We start from the raw sequence: 16799 nt of genomic DNA, 5'->3' as shown, positions 1-16799 counted from the left end.
GATGGCGCGCGTGGCCGGCGGGTGGACGCGGCGCGCGGGATGGCCGATCGCCGCCGCCGCGAGCGGACGAGCAAGCGCCTGGCGCGCCGCCCGCGCGAGGGCGAAGCCGCTCGTCAGTGGATCGCGCCGCGCGCCTGCGGCGGCGCCGCACCGGCGCCGCCGCCTGCCTCGGTGTCCAGCGCGCTGCGCGCCTGCTTGGTCGCGGGCGCGACAGGCGAGAGCCGCACCATCCGGTGCAAGAGCCCGTCGACCCGCTGCAGCCAGCCGCGCCAGGCGGCGTACTGCGCCACCGGGATGGTCGACTGATCGAGGATCACGCGCTCCTTCACCACCACCGCGTTCTTGCCGGGCGCCTTCGCGAAGGAGATCGTCGCCCGCCCGAACGCGCCGCCGTTCTCGTCGCCGCCCGGCGGGAGCTCGGCGAACACGTACCCGGGCGGGGCGGTGATCGTGATCGTCCGGTTGTGGTGCCGCGGCGCGAAGCTCGGCGGCAGGACCACCGGCAGCGTGCGCTTCACGAGCGGCGCGAGCTGCGACGTCATCGTGGACGCGCCCGAGAGCGGCACGGAGAGCTCGGCGCCCTCGCGGCGGGCGAGCCCCTCGGAGCGCGCCTCGTACTCGAGCGTCGCCGCCCCGTGCGGGAGATCGGCCTGGAACGCCACCTTGGGCTTCACGTCGACCGTCGGGAACCAGCCGTACGCGAGGTACTGCTCGACCCACTGCGCGCGCGCGTCGGCCTCCGCCAGGTTCGACCGGAGCTCGAACGCCGCGTCGCCGATGTGCCGCTCCTTCGCCGCGAGCTCGCCCGCGCCGGAGGGGAGCAGCGCGATCGTCCACTCGGCGTCGACGCCGTGATCGGCCGGCGAGCTCGCCGGCGTCTCCACGATCTTCGGCGGCCCCTCGTCGACGAACAGCGCCAGCGTGCGCGCGTCCATCGCCGGCAGCGGACCCAGGCGGCTCTGCGGGCTCGTCGCGTCGAGCCACAGGCCCGGCGCGCCGCCCGCGCCCGGGAGGTACGCGATGCCGTGATCGAACACCGGGATCGCCGCCACCTCGCTCCGGAGCAGCGAGGGCTGGCCCGTGTAGCGCGTCTGCACCAGCACCTCCGTCGCCTCGATGCCGATCGACTTGAGCAGCGTGATGAGCAGCATCGCCTTGTCGTCGCAGTCGCCCTGGCGCCGCGCCAGGAGCTCCTGCGGGCGGTTCGGCAGCCACCACTCGCCCGACACGAAGTTCACGTACCGGATGTCGTCCGACACGAAGTCGAAGAGCGCCCGCAGCTTGTCCTCGCGCGTGGCCTTGCCCTTGGTGAGCTCCGCGGCGAGCCGGCGGACCTGATCGTCGGGCTCCATGAAGCCAGCGACCGCGCCCCGGTACCACTCCCGGAAGTCGTGCCATCCGTGGAACGTCGAGCCCACGACGACCGGCAGCACCTCCGCGAGGTGCGGGGCGAGCGGCTCCTCGGGCACCTCGGGCGGGTCGTCCCAGATGTACCGCGTCACCTGGCGGCCGTCCTTCTCGGACCTGAGCACCCGCTCGGCCTTGCCGTTCAATACGTCGATCGCCAGGGGATCGCTCGCCGGCGAGTCGACGACGACCTCGTTGTAGAGGATCGGCCGCGTGTCGGTCGAGCCGACGTAGTCGATGAAGTAGAACGGCGCGTCGCCCCGGCGGCCGACGGGGCCCCGGGTCCACGAGCGCACCGCGACCTCCACCACGTCCCCCGCCTTGAGCTCGGGCCAGCGCACGAACGGCTTCTGCCCTCCCGCGCCCTGCTCGTCCGGCTGCGCCACCGTGCCGTCCTTGCGGTGGACCCGCGCGAACAGGAGCTCGGTGTCCTCCCCCTCGGCGGGGATGTCGCGCTCGTAGAGATCCTGATCGGTGCGCGGCTCGATGACGATCTCGCGCGCGTAGTGCATGAGCTGCGAGACGCGCTTGTCCGGGTGGTACGTCACGACGCGCACCCAGTGGAGCTGCCGGTCGGCCACCTCCCCCTTCTTCGCCGGGGTCTGCCGCGCGCGTGCGAGGAAGACGTCGGGCGCGACGATGTGCTGCTCGTCGCGCATGCGCTGCCGGCCCGGCGCGCCGGCCGAGCCCTCGCCGAGGCGGAGCGCGAGCTCGGCCTTGAGGAACGGATCGCCAGGCGTGAGGTCGCGCGCCCGCGCGAGCGCCGCCGTGGCCACGCGCGACGCGGCGGCCGTGGCCGTCGCCCGCGCGCCCGCGCCGCCCTCGCGGACCGCGGCGAGCGCCTGGAACGCGGCGGGCTGGTTCGGCGCGACGTGCGTGGCGTACGACAGCACCTCGCGCGCCCACGCGACGCGCCCCGCGTCGTGGAGCGCGCGGCCGATGCGGATGACGTCCTCGGCCGACGTCTGCTGCGCGAGCGCCCCCGCGGCCGCCACCTCCAGCGCGGCGCCGCCGTCGGGCTCGAACGCGAGCACGTAGGACGCGCCCCGCGACTCGGGCGCGATCTCGGCGAGCCTGCGCGCGGCCCGCAGCTCGAGCGCCGGGTCGAGCCGGGCCGCGGCCGCGATCTCCTGCCAGACGACGACCGGCGTCCGGTCCTTCTGCTCGCGCTCGACCGCGAGCAGCTCCTCGAGCCCGGCCCGCGTGAGCCCCGCCGTCGCGAGCTTCTTCTTGACGAGCGCCCTGAGGACGCGCGCCTCGGGATCGCGCGCCGAGCGCAGCGGCTCGTCGCGCAGCGCGGCCGCGGCCCAGTCGACCCGCTCCGAGGCGAGGTGGGCGGCGACCAGCCGGCGCTGCGCGAACGCCGCGGTGGCCCGGTCCTTCTCCGCGAGGCCCCGGGCGCGCGCGGCCTCGAGCCAGCCGCTGCGGTTCGCGCCGAACGGGGACACCCACCCCGCCAGGGCGAGCGCGTCGGCGGAGATCCCGGGCGACCGCGTAACACGGTCGAGCAGCCCGGGCGCGCGGGGCGACCGCTGGTCGTCGGCGCCCCCGAGCGTGCGCGCCACGACGGCCGTGAGGGTCTGCTCGAGCGACTGCGACGCGCCCGCGTCGAGCGCCCTGTCGAGCGCCGTCGCGACGGCGGTCGCGGCGCGCGCGCCAGGGGGCGGGGCCGGCGGCAGCTTGAGCGGCGTGAGGTCCGACGAGGTCGCGAGCGCCACAGGCCGGCGGTCCTCGTCGGTGAAGCGCACGCGGACGCGCCCCTCGTCGGCGATGGCCCCGGTGCACACCTTGAGGGCGAGCAGGTGATCGCCGGCGGGCGCCTCGACGCGCGCGGCGATGCGGTCGAGCACGAGGCGCTCGTGCGCCGCCTCGCTCGCGGCGACGTGGGCGCCGTCCCACGCGAGCCGCACGGCGCCCGTCGCGGCGACGTGGGCGAGGATCGGCTTGCGATCGAGCGCGGCCGGGACGGTCACGCGCGAGGCGAGGTACGTGCAGGTCTCGGTGCGCGGATGGATGTAAAGATCGAGCGGCACGCCGCGCGCGGTCGACGCGGCGGGCAGCACCCTGCGCCACGCGACGTCGTACACCCCCCAGGCGTAGCGGGCGCTCATGTCCGAGAAGCGCTGGCCTTCCGCCTCGGGCCCCTCGCGGCGCGCGAGCCCGCCGCCCGAGTTGTCCTGGAAGGGGCCGAGGACCGCGAACGCCTTGACGAGCCCGGACGGGTCCGGGGGCGCGTCGTACGAGACGGCGCGCGCGCCGGGCCACGTCGCCGCCGGCGGCTCCGGGGCGAGCGAGGCGGCGAGCCAGCGCGCCTCGTCGGCGAGCGGCGAGGAGGACGCCCCGATCTGCGCGAGGCCTTCCCGTGCGCGGCCCTGCGCGGCGCGGTCCGCGAGCGCCGCCGCGATCACGAGCCCGGCAAACGCGTCGTCGCCGCCCCGCCGCGCGCGGGCCAGCGCCGCGCCGAGCATCTCGTCGGGCGTCGCGGCGGTCCACCGCAGCGCCAGCACGATGGGCGCGCGCTTCTCGGAGGCCGGCGCGCCGCCCGCCGCGGGCGCGCCAGCGCCTGCCTTCGCGCCCCCCGCGCGCGGCGCCGGCGCGCTGCCGGCTGCAGGCGCGCTCGCGCCCGCCTTCGCGCCTCCCGGACGCGGCGACTGGGCGTTGCCCGCTGCAGGCGTGGCGGCGATCGCGAGCAGCGCGGCGAGCCATCCGCCCCCGCGGAGCGCGCGGGCGCGCGCGCGTCGATCTCGTCCTCGTCGATCCCGTCGATCTCCCCCCGGCGAGCTGCGCTCCATCGAACCTCGCTTCCAGGCCACGGCATAGCGCGGGCCCGATCGCGGCGCGAGCGCGGCGATCGCGCGCGCGGCGCCCGCGCGCCGTGCGCGAACTTGGCCGGCGAGCCCGCGGCCCCCTACCCTGCGCGCATGCGCCGCGCGTCACGATGGCTGCTCTCGGCGGTGATGGCCCTGACCACGCTCACGGCCTCGCCAGCATCGACCTTCGCCCGCGACACCAAGGTCGAATGGAAGAGCGTCGACGTCCCCGCGGGCGAGGGCCAGGCCCAGCGGGCGCGGGCGCTGCGCGGCATGCTCTCCAGCGCCGCGAAGAAGGCGGACTTCGGCAAGGCGAAATCGGTCGTGCTGAGCGCGCGTGTCGTCGAGTTCACCTCGACCACGCGGGGCGACGTCCACCGCGTGAGCTGCACCGTCGTCGGCCGCGTCGTCGGCGGCCCCACCGCCCGCTCGCACATCTCGTTCGGCGGCAGGCCGAGCGAGCGACAGGCGCTGGAGAAGCAGGTGCTCGCCATGGTCGCGAGCGGCGTCGTCGGCCGGCTCGCCGCGATCGTCCGCGCCCGCGCGCATGACTGACGCGCGCGACGGAGCCGACCTGCTCCGCCGCGGGATCGCGCAGCGCCCCGCTCGACCCTCCACGGGATCTGGACTACGACGGCCCGCACCTCATGGAACTGGACCGGATGGTGAGCGAGCTCTTCCAGGAGGAAGAGCTCGCTCGCGACACGGCGAAGAAGCTGATCGAGCTGGCGCAGCGCTCCGCGGACGAGGCGAGCGCCGAGCGCGCGAGCCTGCTCGCGTTCCTGCGTGGGCCGATGGAGCGACACATGCGCTACGAAGAGACCGCCATATTCCCGCATTTCCAGGCGCGCGGGCTCGCCGAGGAGGTCCAGGTGGCGCTGAAGCAGCACGCCGCTGTGCGTGAAGCGACCGACGCCCTGGCGGGCGTTGCGCAGGGCGGCGACGTCGCGCGGGCCATCGTCGATGTCGCCCGGTTGCTCCTGCACCATACAAATTTCGAGGGCGACTACATTTATCCAGAGCTCACCCACGACGAATGGCGCGAGCTGATGAAGGAAACCGTTCCGCAGGGCATCTGAGGTGGTACGCAGGAACTCGACACGGATGTTGTCCTCGACGTAGGCTTTTGCCGCCGTGTCTATTGCAGCTGGTCAGGTGCTGAGCGAGCGCTACCGCCTCATCCGACCCGTGGGGCAGGGCGCGCAAGCGGCGGTGTGGGTCGCCGAGCACCTGGCGCTCGGCACGCATGTCGCGGTCAAGCTCATCGATCCGGAGCTCGGGAAGCAGGACGACGCGCGCGAGCGGTTCCGCCGCGAGGCGACGGCCGCCGCGCAGCTGCGCAGCGCGCACGTCGTGCAGATCATCGATCACGGCATCGACGGGGAGCAGCCGTTCATCGTGATGGAGCTGCTCGAGGGCGAGGACCTCTTCGATCGGCTCGCGCGCCGGCGCCGCCTCTCGCTCCAGGAGACGTCGAAGATCGTGACGCAGGTCGCGCGCGCGCTCACCCGCGCGCACGGGGCCGGCATCGTGCACCGCGACCTCAAGCCGGAGAATTTTTTCCTCTGCGCGAACGAGGACGACGAGATCGTCAAGATCCTCGACTTCGGCATCGCGAAGGTGAAGGGGCAGGGGAAGCGGGTCGCCCAGCGCACCAGCGTCGGCACGCTCATGGGCACGCCGCACTACATGAGCCCGGAGCAGGTGAAGGGGCTCCGGGAGGTCGACTACCGCGCGGATCTCTGGGCGCTCGGCGTGATCGCTTACCAGTGCGTGACGGGCGAGCTCCCGTTCGACAGCGAGGGCGTCGGCGACCTGCTGATCAAGATCTCGCTCGGCGAGATCCCGGTCCCGTCGAGGGTGAACCCGGAGCTGCCGCCGAGCTTCGACGCGTGGTTCGCGCGCGCCTGCGACCGCGACCCGTCGCGGCGCTTCAGCAGCGCGCGCGATCTCGCGGAGTCGCTCGCCCGCACCGCCGACCTGTCGGCCGATGCTCCGAGCAGCATGAGATCGCCGCCGTCGCCGCAGCCGCCGCCGCTGCCGCCCCGGGCCGCGCCCACGCGCCCGCCGGCGGCCCCGCCGCGGCCGGCGACGGGCTCGGTGATCCCCAAGGCGCCGCCGCTCCCCCGGGTGGCCGACCCCACGGGCGCCGCCGCGACGCGATCGCCCGAGCGAGGATCAGGCGAGCCGCCGGCGGACATGGCGGCCGCGCCGTCGTCGGCCAGGCCGAGCGCGCGGATCCCCGCGGTGCCGAGCGAGCGGCCGCAGACGCCGCCGCGGCTCACCGAGCGGCCTCCGCTCAGCGAGCGCCCGCCGCTGTCGTCCCGGTTCGGCGAGCGGCCTCTCGCACCGCCGCGGGCCACCGAGCGACCTCCGGCGCCGCCTCGGCCTACGGTGCGGCCTCAGACGCCGTCGCTGGCTCAGATCAGCGAGCAACCGCCGGGCTCGTCCGAGGTCGGCGAACGGCCGCCGCTGAGCCAGCGGCCGCCGCCCTCGGCTCGGCCCGGCGAACGACCTCCGGCGCCGCCGCAGCACAGCGACAGCGCGTCGCAGAAGCCGCCGGTCGCTGCCGAAACGTTGGTCGTTGCCGGAGCGCCGGTCGCCGCCGAAACGCCGGTCGTTGCCGGAGCGCCGGTCGCCGCCGAAACGCCGGTCGCTGCCGGAACGCCGGTCGCTGCCGGAACGCCGATCGCCACTGGAACGCCGGTCTCCGCGCAGCCGAGCAGCGTGTCGCCCGCGACGGCAGACAGCGTCGACGCCTCGCCAGGCGCGCCCGCACCGGCGCTGGCGCCCGGCGACACGTTCCGGAAGGCGGCGGACAGCGCGTCCTCGCTCGTCGACGTCGACATCGACGAGTTCGAAGAGGACGCGATCGACACCGACGTGGACGAGCCCGGGGCGGCGCCAGCCGCATCTGCAGCGCTCGCTCCGCGCGCAGACGCGACGCCGGCCGAGCCCGCAGCCGCAGCCCATGCGCCGGTCGAGCCCATGGCCGGCGTGCCGGCCGAGCCTGCGGCCCATGCGCCGACCGAGCCCGCGGCCCACGCATCGGCCGAGCCCGCGGCCCATGCGCCGGCCGAACCCATGGCCGATCTGCCGGCCGAGCCCGCGATGACCGCGCCCCAGAGCGGCGTGCCCATCGCGCCGGGCGCCACGGCCGAGCCGCCGCTCTCCTCGCAGACGCCGCGCGCGCTCTCGCAACAAGCGGCCGATCCGCACGCGATCGCCGCGGAGCGCGAGGCGCCGCCGAGCCAGGACCCGCCGTCGGAGCAGCTCCGCGACAACGTCAGGCGAGCGGTCGCCGGGACGGCCGCAGCCGCCGCGCCCCCCGCGTCGGTGCGCGCGCCGCACCCGCTCGATCCACCGCTCGTCCCTCGGGCTCGCGCGTTGCCCTCCGGCCAGTCGCCGGACCAGTGGATGAAGGGGTCCAGCGTGAGCGGGGTGGCGCACGAGGCGCGCGAGAGCGAGCCTCCGGAGTTCGACCCCGGCTCACGTCGGCGCCGGCGCGCTCGCCTGGTAGCCTTCGCGCTGGTGGCCTTGGCCGGCGTCGTCGCGTGGCAGGTGGTCCGCTCGCAGCGCCTGCCGCAGAGCACGCCGGCGGCCGAGAGCGAGGCCCCGCCGCCGCCCGCCGTCACGGCAGAGCCCACGCCGCCGCAAGAGCCAGCGCCCGAGCCGGCCGTCACGGCGCCGCCTGTGGAAACGGCCACGTCCACGCAGCCGTCGGCCAAGGCCGCCGCGACGACGCCGCCGCGGAAGCGGCGCCCGCCGCCGCCGCCGCCGAAGAAGTCGCGGAAAGAGCCGGGCAAGGTGGACGATCTGACGATCGAGATCCCGACCCCCCCGGAGCCGGCCGAGGCGGAACCAGCGGAGTCGCCGCCCCCGGCCGGATCGCCCCCCCAGGGCGATCCGGCCCCGCATGCAGAGTGAAGAGCGGATGGGAACGACGGTAGTTCAGCGCGACTTCGAGGAATCCGGCGACTGGTTGAAGAAGGGGAGGGCCCGGTTGCCGGTCCATCGGGTGAGCGGGTTCGGCCTCGGCGCCGAGGTCGACCTCATCGCGCGCGGGTACCGGCCGGGCTTCGGCCCGTCGGTCTTCTGCGTGGCGAAGCGCTGGCCCGCGTGAAGGACCGATCTGCGTCGCTCGTCGACCTCACCAGCACCCCGCCCGCCAGCGCCCCGCCAGCGCCCCCGATGATCGCGGCGGATCCACCCGAGCCCGCGCGCGACCCGCCCGGCCCGCCGCAGGGGATCGGAGGCCCGCTCGCGAGGGTGCGCACGACGCTGCGCCCGGTCATGGTCGTCGCCGTAGCCTTGTTCATCGGGCTCGCTGCGCGGGATCTCGCTCGCAAGTGGGAGAGCGGCGAGCCCGTCGACGTCCGTCCCGCGTTCGTGGCGCTCGCGGTGCTGCCCCTCGCTCTCGGCGTCGTCGTGCTGGGGCTCGCCTGGGCCTTTGTCCTGGAGGAGCTGACCGGCCGGCCCATCCCTCGCTGGCCGGCGATCGCGCTGCACATCGAGTCGCAGGCGGCGCGCTACATCCCAGGCAAGCTCGGCGTGCCGCTGGTCCGCATGCTCGGCGCCCCGCGGATCGGGACGACCAGCGCGGTGGTGGCGTCCTCCTTCGCGGTCGAGTTTGCCAGCTTCGTCGCGGTCGGCGCCATGGTGGGGTTCGGCCTGCTCGCGGCGGGCGGCGAGCAGTTTGCGGGCGCGAGCGCGCTCATCGGTCGATGGAAGCTGCCTCTGCTCGTCGCCCTGGGCGCGGTGCTCGTCGCGCTCATGACCGTGGATCGTGCCCGCGCGCCCGAGCGCGTGCGCAAGCTCCTCGCGGCCGAGGGGCGCGGGCCGCTCATGCCGGTGCGACTGCCGCTCGTACACGCGGCGTACTGGCTGACCTGGGCCGCGCATGGCGCGTGCGCCGCGCTCGCTGTCGGCGCGACGCCGGGCGCGGCGCTCGGCGGCTCGGGCCTCTTCGTGCTGGCGCCCGTGGCCGGTTTCCTGGCGATGGCCACGCCGGGCGGCATCGGCGTGCGCGAGGCGCTGCTCTCCGTGGGCCTCGCCCCCGCCGTTGGACCCGCCGCAGCGCTGGGCGCTGCGGTCATCTCGCGCGCCACCTCGCTCGCCGTGGACGTGGGCGGCTTGCTCCTCGCACGCCTGCTTTGCCGACGCCCCCCGCCTCGCTAGGATGCGCCCCCTCTCATGCTGGCTCACCTGCGTGTTGCCCTGAACTCCGACTCCCCCCTGGCCCGCTTTTGTGCCGCCCTGACCTCGAGTTCGCCCCGGCCAAGGCTGCTGCGCAACGTCTTCGCGGCCATCGCATGCCTCACGGGCCTCGCCGGCTACGCGCTCGTGGTCCACGCGCACATTCCAATCCAGCACTGGCTCCTGTGGCGGCTCGCGCCGCTCTGGGGCTATTCGCTGCTGTTCCTGCTCTCCAGCCTCGGCGTCGGCCTCGTGCTGTTGCGCCGGGGGCTCCGCGTCGCGCACTTGCCGCCGGTCGAAGAGGGCCTGTTCGGCATGACGCTCGGCACCATCGCCTTCGTGTTCGGCATGTACCTCGCGGGCGTGGTCGGCTGGATCCGCCCCTGGTACGGGCTCGCGATGCCGGCGGCCCTCTTCGCGGGCGGCCTCCTGGAGCTGCCACGCTGGCTATCGCGTCTGAAGCACGATCTCGACGCCTCGACGACGCCGAAAGGGACGATGCGCTGGCTGTGGCTCACGGCCACGGGCGTCGGCGCCGTGTGCCTCGTGCTCCTCTACCTGCTGTCGCTGACCCCGGATTCCATCAGCTTCGACGCGACCTGGTATCACCTGCCGATCGGGCAGGACTATGCGCGCGCCGGCCGCATCGTGCCGTTCTACGGCGACGTGAACCACTCGTTCCCTCACCTCGCGAGCATGCTCTACGCGTGGGGTTTCAGCGTCCCCGGGATGCTCGTGGAGCAGCGGTGGATGATGGCGCTCCACCTGGAGCTCGTCTTCGTCCTGGGGAAGGTGGTCGGCGTCGCAGCCCTGGCGCGGTACCTGCTGCATGGCGAACGCGTCCCTGGCCTCTGGGTGGCTTTCTTCCTGTTCCCATCGCTCTTCGTCCAGGACCAGAACCCCGGCGGCTCGGCGGACCATTTCCTGGGCTTCTTCGCGGCGCCGGTCCTGCTCGCGTCGATGCGCTTCGCCGAGCGCTTCGACAGGCGGTATGCCGTCCTGCTCGGCGCGTCGCTCGGGGGCGCGATGCTGGTGAAGTACCAGGCGGTCTATCACCTGGCGATGGCGGCGGCGGTCGTCGTGCCGCGCGCCGCGCTCCTGCTCGCGCGCGACGCCTACCGCGCCGTGAAGAAGCGCCGGCGGCCGCTGCTCTCGGCGCGCCGCGTCCTCGTGGCGGGGCTCATCGTGTCGGGCGTGGCGCTCGGCACGGCCGCGCCGCACTTCATCAAGAACGCCATTTATCATAACAACCCCGTTTTCCCGATGGCTCAGCGGGTGTTCACGCGGTCGTACCCGCAGCACGCGCGCTCCGCGGAGTTCATGGAAAAGGCGTATCCCAACGAGCCTTACCTGCCCAAGGGGAAGGGGCTGGAGCGGCAGCTCATCGCGGTCGGGAACTTCTTCACATTCTCGTTCGCTCCGCACTACTCGTTCACTCGCTACGTCCCCTCGATGGGCTCGCTCTTCACGCTCCTCCTGCCGATGCTGCTGATCATCCGCGGTCGGCGCAGGCCGGCGCTCGCGGCCTGGGCGACGTTCGCTGGCATCTGGATGTGGAGCAACACGTACACCGCGGACCGGTACCTCCAGGGCCTGCTCGCGGTGCCGATCGCCGTCACCGCGGCGCTGCTCGTCCGCACATGGCAGCTCGGGCCCATCGCGCGGCTCGGCCTCGTCCCGCTCGTGGCGTTCCAGATCGTGTGGAGCGGCGACGTGCCCTTCTACTCCGGCCCCCGCCGGCTGGAGAGCGCGCTCTCGATGATCCGCTCCACCTTCGACAAGCGGTGGAGCGACGCGCAGCGGTTCAAGTTCCGCGAGGAGCACCGCGCGATCACCCGGGCGACCCCGCCGGACGCGCGCATCCTCGCGCGGAACTACCGCACGACGCTCGGTATCGAGCGCGAGATCATCTTCGATATCCAGGCCTGGCAATCGCTCATCTTCTACGAGCCCTTGCGAGGGCCGCGCGAGCTCTACGACCATTACCGGAGCGTCGGCATCACCCACATCCTGTACCCGCCGGGCCAGCGCCCGCCGGACACGCTGCAGGCGGCGGTGCTGTTCAACGAGCTCGTGCACCGGTACGCGACGGACAAGCGCCGCTTCGGCAGCCTCCAGCTCGTGACCATGCCGAAGGCGCCGCCGCCGCCCGACGAGCTGCCGTATCAGGTGCTCGCGCTCGGCGCGCCGGGCTACACGGACGGGCTCTACCCGGTCGAGGCGCTCCACATCATCCCCAAGCTCCGGCCGCCCAAGGGCCAGGAGCCGAAGCCCGCGCGGGCGTGGCCCAGCGACGCGAACACGCAGGCCGCGCTCCTCGACGCCGCGCAGGCGGTGGTGGTCGGCAAGAACGCCGCGCGGAGCGGCCGGAACGTCAAGCTGGACGGCGCGTTCTTCGCAGCGGAGCGCTTCAAGAACTACACGGTCTACCTGCGGCAGCAGCGCGACGCCGCCCGGCCGGAGCCGCCGCTCGAGCCCCCGGCGGCGGACACGTCATCCGGACCGGAGCCAACCGGCCCGGCGGATCCCTCGCAGGAGGACGACGACCAGGAGGATTCGGACGGTTGAGCGCCAGGCCGAAGGCTACCCGCGCCGCTCGGCCAGCAGCCCGGTCCAGGGGACCGGGCTCTTCACCTCGCGGACAGCGAGCTCGCCCCCGACGAGCGCCACGAGACCGCGACCACGGCAGCTGACCACTCGATGCTTCCCGGAGCCGGAGCAGGAGATCCGATGTTCTCCGGCATGGCCCTCACCTCGCGATCGCTCGCGCCTGCCGCACCTGCTGGTTGCGCCAAGGCTTCGCGCCCGTGGTCCGGATGCCCTCCAGCCCGAGGGCCGACTCCCGCCCCGCGAGCTCGGTCTCGATCCGGCGCACGCGCATCAGCACCTCCTCGACGAGGCGGCGGTTCGTCGCAATGAGCTCCGCGAGCAGCGCCACGGCCACCAGGATGCACGCCATCACGACGGCGCCCGTGCCGACGATGAGCGACTGAATATAGCCGCTGTGGTCCGGATTCCGCAGGTAGAAGTAGAGGAACCGGACGCCGAGCGCGACGCCGAACACGAGCAGGACCGTCGCGACCCAGCCCACGAGCTGCACGGGGCGGTACATCGCATAAGCCCGGAACATGACAGGACCGGCGCGGCGCAGGTAGTCGGGGATCGAACGAAAGAGCCGCGACTCGCGCGTCTTCGGGTTGGTCGTGATCTTCACGTTCTCCACGGCGAGGCCGCGGCGGCCTGCCTGGATCACGGTCTCCAGCGTGTAGGTAAAGCGGTTGTGCACGAAGAGCTGCAGCGCGGCCTTCCGGCTCACCGCGCGGAAGCCGCTCGGCGAGTCGGCCACCTCCGTGGCGGACAGGCGCCGGATGAGCCGCGAGCCCCACCGCTGCAAGACCTTCTTGAGCGGCGAGAACTCCTCGATCCTGTCTGTCTGCCGGTCGCCGATCACCAGGTCGGCCCGCCCGTCGAGGATGGGAGCGATGAGCTTCGGGATCTCCGCGCCGCGATACTGGTTGTCCGCGTCGGTGTTCACGATGATATCGGCGCCGAGCCGCAGGCACGCGTCGATGCCGGCCATGAACCCGGCGGCGAGGCCTCGATTCCTCGCGAAGCGGACGATGTGGTGGATCCCGAGCTGCTCGGCGAGCGAGCTCGTCCCGTCCGTGCTGCCGTCGTCAATGACGAGGACCTCGATCTCGTCCACGCCGTCGATCGACCGCGGCAGGTCCGCGAATGTCTGCGCGAGCGTGTCGCGCTCGTTCAAGCAAGGGATTTGGATGATGAGCTTCACGGGCGATTTCGCGGCGCAGCGTAGCACGACGTGCGTCGAGAAATTCACGTCGGAGCGCAGCGAGCTCCCCCGCGACGCGGGGCTCCCGGGCCGGAACGCCGCCCCGCTCGCGCTGAGCGCCGGGCGGCCAGCAGAAACCTGTCCACACCGCTCCGCCGGTGCCCTGGGGCACCGTGCATCGCGGAACATCCCGGAGACGATGGCCCGCAGCCCTGCGGCGGGCCAGCGGGACCATCGCTCCGCTCTAGTTGAGCAACTTCTTCGAGAGGTGCTTGACCGCCTCCTGCGCCGCGTTTCGCAGCGCGACCTCGACCGCCTTCGAGGACGTGTCGCCTCGCACGAGGATGGCGCAATTGTCCCCTTCAGCCTCGAACGATGCGAGCGGTAGCTCTGTCGCCGCTGCGGCGGCGCGGATCGGCACCTGCACAGCAAGCGAACCGACCTCGAGCTCCACGAACCCCACCAGCTCCGACTTGGATAGGTTCTGCATGCCTTCGAACGTGGGTCGCCAGCTGGGCCTTAGCAAGGTCAGGTTTTTCCTGCTTGTCGCTGGGATTGAGCTCCACGTGAAGAAGCAGGGCGCGGGCGTGTCGAGCGCATCGCCTGGTCGGCGATCGGCGTAGGCGATCCGCATCGGCGCGCGGTCGACGTGACGCGCGTGACGCGCGCGGGCGCGTGACGCGGCGGCCGCCGGTCCGAACGTCGCGCCCATCGCGCGCGTCACGCGCGTCACGTCGACCGCGCGCTTCCGCACGGATGACCGCTCTCCCGTCAGTTCTTCAGGGATGTCAGCTGGTCGGCCATGATGCTTCGGTGGTTGCGGTAGACCTGAAGCACGATGGCCAGCGCGATCGCCGCCTCGCTCGCCGCGAGGACGATGATGAAGACCGTGAACACCTGGCCAGCCACGCCGCCGGCGACGAAGTGGTCGAACGCGATGAAGTTGAGCGCCGCGGCGTTGAGGATGAGCTCGACGCCGAGGAGGATTCCCACCGCGTTTTTCCGCGTCATGACGGTGAACAGCCCGAGTCCGAAGAGCACCGCGGCGACGCTGAGGTAATGGATGAGACCGACCTCCATCGCCTACTCCCTCTCCCAGGCGCGCCTGACGGCTCGACGCGCGAGCACGACCGCGCCGATCATCGCGGCGAGCAGCACGACCGAGCCGAGCTCGAACGGGAGCAGGTACTCTCCGAGGAACGCGTGCCCGAGCTTGGCGGTGGACGGCATCGGCGGCTTGGCCTCGGCGGGCCAAGGGGTCTGGGCCGCCACCCTGCCGAGCAGGAGCAGCACGGCCGTGACCAGGCCGAACGCCACGGCCGGCCCGCCGCGCGGGTTCGAGATCTTCATCTCTGCGATGCGGCTCGTGAGCATCACGGCGAAGAGGATGAGCACGAGCGTGCCGCCGACGTAGACGAGCACCTGCGTCGCCGCGATGAAGTCGGCCGAGAGCGTGACGTACAGCCCGGCGATGCCCAGGAACGTGCCGAGCAGGGCCAGCGCGGAGTGGATGATGTTCCTGGAGAACGCCACGAGCCCGGCCGAGCCGAGCGTCAGCGCGGCAAGCCCGAGGAAGACGAGTGCGCTCAGGGAGGGCATGGGGTGAGGGCCGCGACGTTAGACCGCTGCCCACCGCCCATCAAGGGCGACCCCTGGGCGTCGCTCGCGGCGCGCTTCTGCGCCCTTCTACGCGCCGCGCCCTCCCTCAGGCGCCCGCTCCGGTCCCCGCTCCGGCCCCCCCGCCCGCGGGCTCCGCGCCCTCGGCGCCCTGCTGCTTGCCGCGCTCTTTGCGCCAGATGGCGCGCAGCTCCTCCAGCGCGGCCGGGTTGTCGCGCATGGCGCGCTCGCGGGCCTCCCGGGCGTGCGGCCCGTACTCGCCGACGGGCACCTCGCCGAGGTCCTTCGGCGCCTTGTACAGCGGCACGAGGCCCTCCGGGATGAAGCGGAACGTGAGGTGGTCGAGCGTCGGCGCCGCCCCCTCGAACTCGCGGGTGTGGCGGATGGCGCCGGTCGACTCCGTCTTGCACGCCTCGACGCAGAGGCCGCAGTACATGCACTTGCCCATGTCGATGTCAAAGCGGCTCATCGCCTGCTTCTTCGTCGCCGGGTCCTTCTCCAAATCGATGGCGATGCACTCGATGGGGCACGCGCGCTCGCAGCGCTTGCAGCCGGTGCAGATGTCCATCTGCACCTCGAGGAAGCCGCGGTACCGCGGGGGGAGCATCTCGCTGACGGGGCGGTCCGTCTTGTCGGGGTACTGGACGGTGATGGGCTCCCGGAACAGATGGGAGAACGTGACCGCCATCCCCTCCAGGATGGTATTGGCCGCGCTGGAGATGCTCTTGATGTACTGGGCGAGATCCATGGCCGGTGCCTCTCAGGGACCTGACGCGCTCGGGCAAATCCCCCGAAGGAGCGAGGCGCTACACCGCGGACGATAGCAGACGCGGACCTGCCCTGGAGCGTCCGGCCCGCTCCCCGCAAGCCCCGGGGGCTCCCGCCAGCCCGCGCCGTACAGGCCCAGCGGGCTCCCGGCAGCCCACCCCCAAGGCCGCGTCCGTTCGGCGTCGCCCCGCGCAGGAACCAGCGGAGAGCGGGGAGTCCGCGGCGAACCTGTCCTCTCCTGTTGACGCGCACCCGGGGTGGCGATCATGGTCGTCTGATGTCGCAGCTCCCCTTGTCGGGAACATTCACCGCCCTCGTCACGCCATTCACGCCCGATGGTGAAGCCGTCGACTTCGACGCGCTGGACGCGCTCGTCGAGGCGCAGATCGCGGGCGGCGTCAGCGGGCTCGTGCCGTGCGGGACCACGGGGGAGTCGCCGACCCTCAGCGAATCCGAGACGACCGCGGTCATCCGGCGCGTCGTCGAGGCCGCGCGCGGCCGCGTGCCGGTGATCGCGGGGACGGGCTCGTTCTCGACGAAGAAGACGATCGAGGCCTCGCGCGCCGCGCTCGCCGCCGGCGCGGCGGGCGTGATGATCGTGATGCCGTACTACAGCAAGCCCTCGCAGGACGGGCTCCGCGAGCACACGCTGGCCGTGGCCAGGGCCGTCCCGGCGCCGATCGTGCTCTACAACATCCCGGGGCGGACGGTGGTCGACCTCTCCGCCGAGACGACCGAGCGCATCTGCGCCGCCGCGCCGAACGTCGTCGCCATCAAGGACGCCTCGGGCAACGTGTTCCGCTGCCAGGAGCTCGTGCGGCGCCTCGGCGACCGGCTCACGATCCTGAGCGGCGACGACGCGCTGACGCTCGCGATGATGGCGCTCGGCGCGCAGGGTGTCATCAGCGTCACGTCGAACGTGCTGCCGCGCGAGACCAGCGCGGTGACCCGGCGGTTCCTGGCCGGCGACCTGGCGGGCGCGCGCGCAGCCCACCTCGCGCTCCTCGAGCTGCACGGGCTCCTGTTCGTCGAGCCGAACCCCGCCCCCGCGAAGGCCGCGCTCGCCGCCCTGGGCCGCATGAGCGCCGCCGTCCGGCTGCCCCTCGTGCCGGCCGGTGAGGCGACCCGGCAGCAGATCGCCGAGGCGATGAGGCGGCTCGAGGCGAGGCGCGAGGCGTCGTGAAATCGAACGGAGATCATCGAGGTGT

13 protein-coding genes are annotated in these 16799 nt (G+C 73.2%); 7 read left to right on the top strand and 6 right to left on the bottom strand.

Annotated features, from left to right (window positions below):
- Positions 1-113: 113 nt before the first annotated feature.
- Positions 114-4199, bottom strand: coding sequence for a transglutaminase-like domain-containing protein (locus POL72_RS39675; protein WP_272102062.1), 4086 nt, complete (start codon positions 4197-4199; stop codon positions 114-116).
- Positions 4200-4328: 129 nt separating this feature from the next.
- Between POL72_RS39675 and POL72_RS39670 the strand changes: the two genes are divergently transcribed.
- The 6 genes from POL72_RS39670 to POL72_RS39645 all read left to right on the top strand — a co-directional run bounded on the left by POL72_RS39670 (position 4329) and on the right by POL72_RS39645 (position 11981).
- Positions 4329-4772 carry a hypothetical protein gene (locus POL72_RS39670; protein WP_272102061.1) on the top strand — a complete coding sequence of 148 codons (444 nt, stop codon included), beginning with the start codon at positions 4329-4331 and terminating at the stop codon, positions 4770-4772.
- Between the two features lie 92 nt (positions 4773-4864).
- Positions 4865-5296 carry a hemerythrin domain-containing protein gene (locus tag POL72_RS39665; protein ID WP_272102060.1) on the top strand — a complete coding sequence of 144 codons (432 nt, stop codon included), beginning with the start codon at positions 4865-4867 and terminating at the stop codon, positions 5294-5296.
- A gap of 55 nt (positions 5297-5351) precedes the next feature.
- Positions 5352-8144: a serine/threonine-protein kinase gene (locus tag POL72_RS39660; protein ID WP_272102059.1), complete on the top strand. Its 2793-nt coding sequence runs from the start codon at positions 5352-5354 to the stop codon at positions 8142-8144.
- Between the two features lie 7 nt (positions 8145-8151).
- Positions 8152-8340, top strand: a complete 189-nt coding sequence (locus tag POL72_RS39655; RefSeq protein WP_272102058.1) for a hypothetical protein — start codon at positions 8152-8154, stop codon at positions 8338-8340.
- Positions 8337-9395, top strand: coding sequence for a lysylphosphatidylglycerol synthase domain-containing protein (locus POL72_RS39650; protein WP_272102057.1), 1059 nt, complete (start codon positions 8337-8339; stop codon positions 9393-9395). Before POL72_RS39655 ends, POL72_RS39650 begins: the two co-directional genes overlap by 4 nt.
- Positions 9396-9410: 15 nt before the next feature.
- The gene (locus tag POL72_RS39645; protein WP_272102056.1) at positions 9411-11981 is read left to right on the top strand and encodes a glycosyltransferase family protein; all 2571 of its coding nucleotides are present in this window, start codon (positions 9411-9413) and stop codon (positions 11979-11981) included.
- 181 nt (positions 11982-12162) lie between these two features.
- Here the strand turns inward: POL72_RS39645 and POL72_RS39640 are convergent, their stop codons facing one another.
- The 5 genes from POL72_RS39640 to POL72_RS39620 all read right to left on the bottom strand — a co-directional run bounded on the left by POL72_RS39640 (position 12163) and on the right by POL72_RS39620 (position 15571).
- Positions 12163-13206, bottom strand: coding sequence for a glycosyltransferase family 2 protein (locus POL72_RS39640; RefSeq protein ID WP_272102055.1), 1044 nt, complete (start codon positions 13204-13206; stop codon positions 12163-12165).
- Positions 13207-13450: 244 nt separating this feature from the next.
- Positions 13451-13918 carry a hypothetical protein gene (locus tag POL72_RS39635; protein ID WP_272102054.1) on the bottom strand — a complete coding sequence of 156 codons (468 nt, stop codon included), beginning with the start codon at positions 13916-13918 and terminating at the stop codon, positions 13451-13453.
- Positions 13919-13977: 59 nt separating this feature from the next.
- On the bottom strand, positions 13978-14286 hold the full coding sequence (nuoK, locus tag POL72_RS39630) for an NADH-quinone oxidoreductase subunit NuoK (protein WP_272102053.1): 309 nt from the start codon (positions 14284-14286) through the stop codon (positions 13978-13980).
- Between the two features lie 3 nt (positions 14287-14289).
- The gene (locus POL72_RS39625; protein WP_272102052.1) at positions 14290-14805 is read right to left on the bottom strand and encodes an NADH-quinone oxidoreductase subunit J family protein; all 516 of its coding nucleotides are present in this window, start codon (positions 14803-14805) and stop codon (positions 14290-14292) included.
- Between the two features lie 106 nt (positions 14806-14911).
- Positions 14912-15571 (bottom strand): NuoI/complex I 23 kDa subunit family protein, encoded by a 660-nt coding sequence (locus tag POL72_RS39620; protein WP_272102051.1) that lies wholly within the window; start codon positions 15569-15571, stop codon positions 14912-14914.
- 312 nt (positions 15572-15883) lie between these two features.
- On the opposite strand from POL72_RS39620, the gene dapA reads away from it, so the two are divergent.
- On the top strand, positions 15884-16774 hold the full coding sequence (dapA, locus tag POL72_RS39615; RefSeq protein WP_272102050.1) for a 4-hydroxy-tetrahydrodipicolinate synthase: 891 nt from the start codon (positions 15884-15886) through the stop codon (positions 16772-16774).
- Positions 16775-16799: the final 25 nt, after the last annotated feature.

This window comes from Sorangium aterium (assembly GCF_028368935.1).
In the GTDB taxonomy this organism is placed as follows: domain Bacteria; phylum Myxococcota_A; class Polyangia; order Polyangiales; family Polyangiaceae; genus Sorangium; species Sorangium atrum.
This window is presented reverse-complemented; position numbering and strand designations above follow the sequence as displayed.